Origin of the sequence: Pseudomonas sp. BN415 (genome assembly GCF_029871195.1) — a bacterium.
GTDB lineage: Bacteria > Pseudomonadota > Gammaproteobacteria > Pseudomonadales > Pseudomonadaceae > Metapseudomonas > Metapseudomonas resinovorans.
Genome location: NZ_SSOK01000017.1, coordinates 1 through 6,764 on the forward strand (window position 1 = coordinate 1; position 6,764 = coordinate 6,764).

6 protein-coding genes are annotated in these 6,764 nt (G+C 62.8%); all 6 read left to right on the forward strand.

The genetic code is table 11. The features are described 5' to 3' along the window. On the forward strand, positions 1 to 1,206 hold a 1,206-nt coding region (locus E8F20_RS04920), incomplete at its 5' end, for an L-serine ammonia-lyase (RefSeq protein ID WP_280282710.1). Positions 1,207 to 1,288: 82 nt separating this feature from the next. After that, a complete protein-coding gene (gene gcvT, locus E8F20_RS04925; RefSeq protein WP_280282711.1) occupies positions 1,289 to 2,404 on the forward strand; it encodes a glycine cleavage system aminomethyltransferase GcvT in 1,116 nt (371 codons plus the stop codon). A gap of 230 nt (positions 2,405 to 2,634) precedes the next feature. Next, positions 2,635 to 3,189 (forward strand): hypothetical protein, encoded by a 555-nt coding sequence (locus E8F20_RS04930; RefSeq protein ID WP_280282712.1) that lies wholly within the window; start codon positions 2,635 to 2,637, stop codon positions 3,187 to 3,189. Positions 3,190 to 3,546: 357 nt separating this feature from the next. Beyond that, positions 3,547 to 5,322 carry a multicopper oxidase domain-containing protein gene (locus E8F20_RS04935; protein ID WP_280282713.1) on the forward strand — a complete coding sequence of 592 codons (1,776 nt, stop codon included), beginning with the start codon at positions 3,547 to 3,549 and terminating at the stop codon, positions 5,320 to 5,322. 21 nt (positions 5,323 to 5,343) lie between these two features. Next, positions 5,344 to 5,985: an SCO family protein gene (locus E8F20_RS04940; protein WP_280282714.1), complete on the forward strand. Its 642-nt coding sequence runs from the start codon at positions 5,344 to 5,346 to the stop codon at positions 5,983 to 5,985. A gap of 98 nt (positions 5,986 to 6,083) precedes the next feature. Beyond that, the gene (locus E8F20_RS04945) at positions 6,084 to 6,275 is read left to right on the forward strand and encodes a hypothetical protein (protein WP_280282715.1); all 192 of its coding nucleotides are present in this window, start codon (positions 6,084 to 6,086) and stop codon (positions 6,273 to 6,275) included. Positions 6,276 to 6,764: the final 489 nt, after the last annotated feature.

A 6,764-nucleotide genomic window follows, 5' to 3' on the forward strand; every position in this document is an offset into this window, starting at 1 on the left:
GGCAAGGGCCACGGCAGCGACAAGGCCGTGTTGCTGGGGCTGGAAGGCGAGCAACCGGATACCGTGGATACCGAACGCGTGGATGAGCGCCTGGCGAGCATTCGCCAGAGCGGCGAACTGCGCCTGGGCGGCGAGAAGCCGATCCATTTCGTGGAAAAAGAGCACTTGGCGATGATCCGCAAGCCGCTCCCCTACCACCCCAACGGCATGATTTTCCGCGCCTTTGACGACGCCGGCATCCAGATCCGTTCGCGCGAGTACTACTCGGTGGGCGGCGGCTTCGTGGTGGACGAGGAAGCGGCCGGGCTCGACCGCATAGTCGAAGACCGCACGCCGCTGCCCTATCCCTTCAAGACCGGCAAGGACATGCTCGCCCACTGCAGCGCCACCGGACTCTCCATCAGCAGCCTGATGCGCGAGAACGAGAAAGCCTGGCGCACCCCTGAAGAGACCAGCGCCGGCCTGATGAAGATCTGGCAGGTGATGCAGGACTGCGTGACCACCGGCTGTCGCAAGGAAGGCATCATGCCCGGGGGGCTCAAGGTGAAGCGCCGCGCCGCCGCGCTCTACCGCCAACTCAGCGAACACCCGGAAGCCAGCCTGCGCGACAGCCTCAGCGTGCTGGACTGGGTCAACCTCTACGCCCTGGCGGTGAATGAGGAAAACGCCAGTGGCGGCCGTGTGGTCACCGCCCCTACCAACGGTGCGGCCGGCATCGTGCCCGCCGTGCTGCACTACTACAGCCGCTTCGTGCCGGGCGCCAACGCCGACGGTATCGAGCGCTTCCTGCTCACGGCCGCCGCCATTGGCATCCTCTACAAAGAGAACGCCTCCATCTCCGGTGCCGAAGTCGGCTGCCAGGGCGAAGTGGGCGTGGCCTGTTCGATGGCCGCCGGCGCGCTCTGTGAAGTCATGGGCGGCACCCCGCAGCAGGTGGAGAACGCCGCCGAAATCGGCATGGAGCACAACCTCGGCCTGACCTGCGACCCGGTCGGCGGACTGGTCCAGGTGCCCTGCATCGAGCGCAACGCCATGGGTTCGGTGAAGGCCATCAATGCCGCACGCATGGCCCTGCGCGGCGACGGCCAGCACTTCATCTCCCTCGACAAGGTCATCCGCACCATGCGCCAGACCGGCGCCGACATGAAGAGCAAGTACAAGGAAACCGCTCGCGGCGGCCTCGCCGTGAACATCATCGAATGCTGATTTCTCTCCCTCTCCCTCTGGGAGAGGGGCCGGGGGTGAGGGAAACCTCATCCCACTCGGACTTTTATTCCTGGAGCCTTACATGACCGATCTCGCCAAAACCCCGCTGCACGCCCTGCACCTCGAACTCGGCGCGCGCATGGTGCCCTTCGCCGGTTACGACATGCCGGTGCAATACCCGCTCGGCGTGCTCAAGGAGCACCTGCACACCCGCGAACAGGCCGGCCTGTTCGACGTGTCCCACATGGGCCAGATCATTCTGCGTGGCGAGCATGCGGCCCGCGCCCTGGAAAGCCTGGTGCCGGTGGACATCATCGACCTGCCCGCCGGCATGCAGCGCTATGCCCTGTTCACCGACGAAAACGGCGGCATCCTCGACGACCTGATGGTGGCCAATGCCGGCGACCACCTGGTGCTGGTGGTCAACGCCGCCTGCAAGGAGCAGGACCTGGCGCACCTGCAAGCGCACATCGGCGAACAATGCGAGATCGAGTCGCTGTTCGAATCCCGCGCTTTGCTGGCCCTGCAAGGTCCCGCCGCCGCCGAAGTGCTCGGCCGCCTGGCGCCGGAGGTGAAAACAATGACCTTCATGCAGTTCGGCCGCGTGCGCCTGGAAGGCGTGGAGTGCTACGTCAGCCGCTCCGGCTACACCGGCGAAGACGGTTACGAGATCTCCGTGCCCGTGGCCCAGGCCGAAGCCCTGGCGCGCACCCTGCTGGCCCAGCCGGAAGTCCAGCCGATTGGCCTGGGCGCCCGCGACTCCCTGCGCCTGGAAGCCGGCCTGTGCCTCTACGGCCATGACATGAACACCGACACCACGCCGGTGGACGCCAGCCTCACCTGGGCCATCTCCAAGGCCCGCCGTGCCGACGGCCTGCGCGCCGGCAACTTCCCCGGTGCCGGCAAGGTCTTTGCCCAACAGCGCGACGGCGTGCCCAGCAAGCGCGTCGGCCTGCTGCCGCAGGAGCGCGTACCGGTTCGCGAAGGTGCCGAGATCGTCGATGCCGACGGCACGGTGATCGGCCGTGTCTCCAGCGGCGGGTTCGGCCCGAGCCTGGGAGCCCCGGTCGCGATGGGCTACGTCGCGGCCAGCCATGCTGCCCTGGACAGCGAGGTCTGGGCCCTGGTGCGCGGCAAGCGTGTTGCCATGAAAGTGGCCAAGACCCCCTTCGTGCCACAGCGCTACTACCGCGGCTGAATCAGAGTCCCTCGACTGCCCCGTTTCGGCGGGGCCTTGAAGGGTGGAGACGACAGTCTCCACCCTTTTTCTTTGCACCCGCGTCGTGCACAGGCCGTCTCTTAAGAAATCACGATAAACCACTGAAATAAATAGCCTTTCGTAATTCATTCGAGCGACACAATCCCGTCATCAACCGGTCATCCGCCACAGGCAGATTCTCTGCTCCACTTTCCTGGGGAGGACCTCCGATGAACGACAAGAAGAACCTGATCAAACCCCTGGTTGCCGCCCTGCTGGCCGCCACCCTCAGCGCCTGTGCCATGCAGGCCCCGGCCCCCGCCAAGGCGGTAGCCCTGGATAACGAAGACTGGTATCAGATCCGCACCGAGAAAGAACTGTTCGTCTTCGACGACTACGCCACCTACCGGGAATACGTGAAGACCGGCACTGCGCCGATCAAACAGAACACCGGCAAGCAGGACGGCTTCGGTCGCAACATCGTCTTGATCCTGAAATCCGCCGACCAGGGCAAGGATGCGAAAACGCTCTCTGCCCAGCGCTTCCTCGATGTCAGCCTGCCGCCCGCCCAGCCCTTCTATGGCGAACTGCGTGACGAAGAAGGCGTCATCTTCGTGTTCAGCCGCTACGGCGACATGATGGACATGTACAAGATCGGCGAACCGACCTTCAGCTACGTCGACATCGGCGGCGGCCCCGAGGGTCAGCGCGTGGTGTACGTCCTGGGCAAGGAAGAGCCCAAGCCGGTCAAGCAGATCGCCCTGTTCCACGACAAGTACAAGTAACGCCTCCCGGAGCGACCGGAACTCACCCTCCTTTCCGGTCGCTACCACCCCGCTCCAACCGCTCTACCGCCTGCACTCCCAAGCAGGCCGCCCGTCTTCGCGAAATATCTTGATACATTCAGCGCTGTACCTAGTGCCAGAAGCCACTGGCCACCACAAGCGGCGAATTATTGTCATATCGCCAATTGCACTCAACAAGTGAGAGGTCTTTAGTCGGGTTATTGGCGCTTGGGCTGCGCGAGCAATTTTTTGGCGGCCTGCACCTACGTGCAAACGGATGGGGAAAACGAGCTTTGGAGCACTGCATCCAGGGCAGGCCGTTTGCGCAGGTTCGTGGTGGGGAGGTGGAGTACATCCATGAAAGGCAAGAACCCTGAAAAAGCCAAGAACAAAAAAGACAGGTTGGCGGACGAAGAGCGGCGCGACTTTCTAAAACTTTCCGCAGCAGCCGTAGCCGCGCCAGCCCTGCTGAGCACCTCTCGAAGCGAGGCTGCGGCACCGATATTGCCGCCCAGCCCTCCCACAACCCCCTGGGTGATGCAGCTACCCAACCAGATAGTGCCCGCGGCCAGCGTGCCTTACCTCAATCCCGCACCTACCGAACTGGCCAATGTCGCCGGTGGCGAAGCTGGGAGGGGACCGCACCAGTTCTGGGCCCGGTTCAGACCCAACGCCGAGTACTACGAGCTGCGCGCCAAGGAAACGCCCAACTGGGTCTTCAATCCGGCCTATCCGGCGCAGAAGGTCTGGACCTATCGCGCGGCCAATACCCCGGCGAACGAGTTCAGTGCGACGGTCATGACCCACTACGGCCACCCGATGATCTGCCGCATCTACAACGACCTGCCCGCGAACCACACGGGCTTCGGCACGCCGGAAATCTCCACCCACTTGCACAACCTGCACGCGGGCTCGGAGAGCGACGGCTTTCCCGGCGACTACTACAGCGCAACCAAGGCCGGGCCAACCCTGACCGCCAAGGGCAAGTTCAAGGACCACCTCTATCCCAACGCCTATGCCGGCTTCAACACCCCGCCCAACAGTGAGGGTGACTACCGTGAAGCCCTGGGCACGCTCTTCTACCACGACCACACCCTGGACTTCACATCGTCCAATCTCTATCGGGGCCTGGTGGGCTTCTACCTGCTCTACGATCACCTTGATTCAGGTAACGAAGCTGACCCGACGCCTGGCGCGCTGCGCCTGCCCAGCCATCCCTACGACTACCCGCTGGCCTTCGCCGACCGTCGTTTCGACGCCACCGGCAAGCTCTACTACGACGAGATCAACCCCGAAGGCGTGCTGGGCGACAAGGTCATGGTCAACGGCATGATCGAGCCGGTGCTGAAAGTGGCCGCGCGACGCTATCGCTTCCGCCTGCTGAATGCCGGGCCGAGCCTGTTCTATGCCTTCTCGCTGGTCAACCCGAACAACATCAAGCAGAACTTCACCTATATCGGCAACGACGGCAACCTGCTACCCAAGCCGCTGCTCAACCAGCAAAGCATTACCCTTGGCGTCGCTGAACGCGCCGACATAGTGGTCGACTTTTCCAAGTACGTGGTGGGCACCACGCTCTATCTGGTGAACCGCATGCGCCAGGAAGAGACCCGCGGCCCCAAGGACATCAAGGAGCCCGGCGTCCGTGTGCTGAAAATCGTGGTGGACCGCTGGCCAACCAGCCAGGACCTCAGCCAGGTACCCGCCAATCTGCGTCCTCTGCCGCCAGTGACCTCCGCTGACATCGCCGCCGCCCCGGTGCGCCGCTTCGTCTTCGAGCGCGCCAACAACATGTGGACGATCAATGGGCAGTTCGTCAACGTCAATGCGCCCCGATTCAATGTGCCCCAAGGTCGTGGAGAGATCTGGGAGCTGATCAATATCGACAACGGCTGGTCACACCCCATCCATATCCACCTGGAGGAAGGCCGCATCATCTCGCGAATGCGCGACGGTCAGCAGCTGCCGATCCCTGCCCATGAACTGGGTCGAAAGGACGTCTACACGATCAACAAGAACGAGACCATTCGCGTCTTCATCCGCTTCAGGGACTACAAGGGCAAGTACGTCATGCACTGCCACAACCTGATTCATGAAGACCACGCGATGATGCTGCGCTTCGACATCGTATGACGGCGGAGGGAGGACTATTTCATGAACACACGCAGAAACCTTATTGGCAGCCTGGGTGCCGGCCTCTTCGGGCTAGCCGCCCTGGGAGCCATGGGCGCCTCCACCGAGCGCCAGCCAATGGCTCGCTCGGGCAACGCCAGGTTCCCCAACCCAACGCTATTCACTCATCAGGGCAGGAAGGTTCAGTTCTATGAAGAACTGATACGCGGCAAGGTGGTAGTGCTCAACATGATGTACGCCAGCTGCGGCCGGAACTGCCCTACCGCAACCGCCAACCTGCGCAAGGTCCAGCAAATGCTCGGTGAACGGGTGGGACGGGAGGTCTTCATGTACTCCATCACCCTGCAGCCCGAGCTGGACCAGCCGCGCCACCTGCAGGAATACGTCGACAAGTTCCACATCGGCCCTGGCTGGGAATACCTCACCGGTGACCCACAGGACATTCTCGACCTGCGCTACGCCCTGGGCTTCTACGACGTGGACCCGTTGGTGGATGGCAACCAGCTCACCCACACCGGAATGGTGCGAATCGGCTACGAGCCCATTGGCCGCTGGACGATGGCGCCGGCACTGACCGATCCGGAGCACATCCTCTCGGCGATCAACCATGTCGACCCTCGGGTCGAGCTCACCGGCTGGGGCATGCAACCCCAGGAGTCCTGAGCACTCCGGCGGCCTCCGGGAGCACCCGGAGGCCGGGTGGTGTATGATGCGCGCCTCCGGCCCGCTCGCGGGCCAAGCCCGCACAGAGCAGAACCAGTATGACCAGCCAAGACCTCGATCAGGCCGAAGCCCAAACCCAGGAAAACCCGGCCGCAGCCGCCAGCACAGCCGAGCCGGCCAAGCCGAAGAAACAGAACGTCCCCTACTACCAGACCCTCAAGGGTTACGACCGAGGCCAGCGCCCCGGTCCCGCACCACGCGGATCCCGCCGCTCCATGGGCAAGCGCTGACACGCGACTCATCAGTCTCCGCTCGCGAACCGAAGCGTTTCGCGGGCGGAGTACGCTCCCACCAAACCCCGCTCACGCCCTCCCCGCTCTAGAACGGACCTTCCGGCCCTACCGGGCTTATGCGTTCGTTACGTCACACCCAAACACATCGAATAAATCGATTATTCCATCCTTAGAAAAAAGCCTTTCCAGACTGCGCAACAACCCGCTCAATAACGTCGTAACACGTTGTTTTTAATAGGGCGAGCATAACTATCATCGGCGTCGATGGTAACCATCACGCAGGATCACTTCTTGATCGAAAACGTATCAGTAACATGGGCTCCGTAGACGAATTCCACCCCCCTCTCCGAGGTGCCCGAAAATGAAAAAGCAAATCCTTGCCAGCCTGTTCATCGCCAGCCTGTCCGCCACTGCTTTTGCCCTGCCCCAGGGTTCCGTTGTCGCTGAAGGGGGTTCCGACCGCACCAGCATCCACCGCGTAGCCGA

Excerpts from the sequence above, each read along its gene's own strand:
- E8F20_RS04945 (WP_280282715.1), top strand. The coding sequence starts at position 6,084 with ATGACCAGCCAAGACCTCGATCAGGCCGAAGCCCAAACCCAGGAAAAC.
- E8F20_RS04940 (WP_280282714.1), top strand. The coding sequence starts at position 5,344 with ATGAACACACGCAGAAACCTTATTGGCAGCCTGGGTGCCGGCCTCTTC.
- E8F20_RS04935 (WP_280282713.1), top strand. The coding sequence starts at position 3,547 with ATGAAAGGCAAGAACCCTGAAAAAGCCAAGAACAAAAAAGACAGGTTG.
- E8F20_RS04930 (WP_280282712.1), top strand. The coding sequence starts at position 2,635 with ATGAACGACAAGAAGAACCTGATCAAACCCCTGGTTGCCGCCCTGCTG.
- gcvT (WP_280282711.1), top strand. The coding sequence starts at position 1,289 with ATGACCGATCTCGCCAAAACCCCGCTGCACGCCCTGCACCTCGAACTC.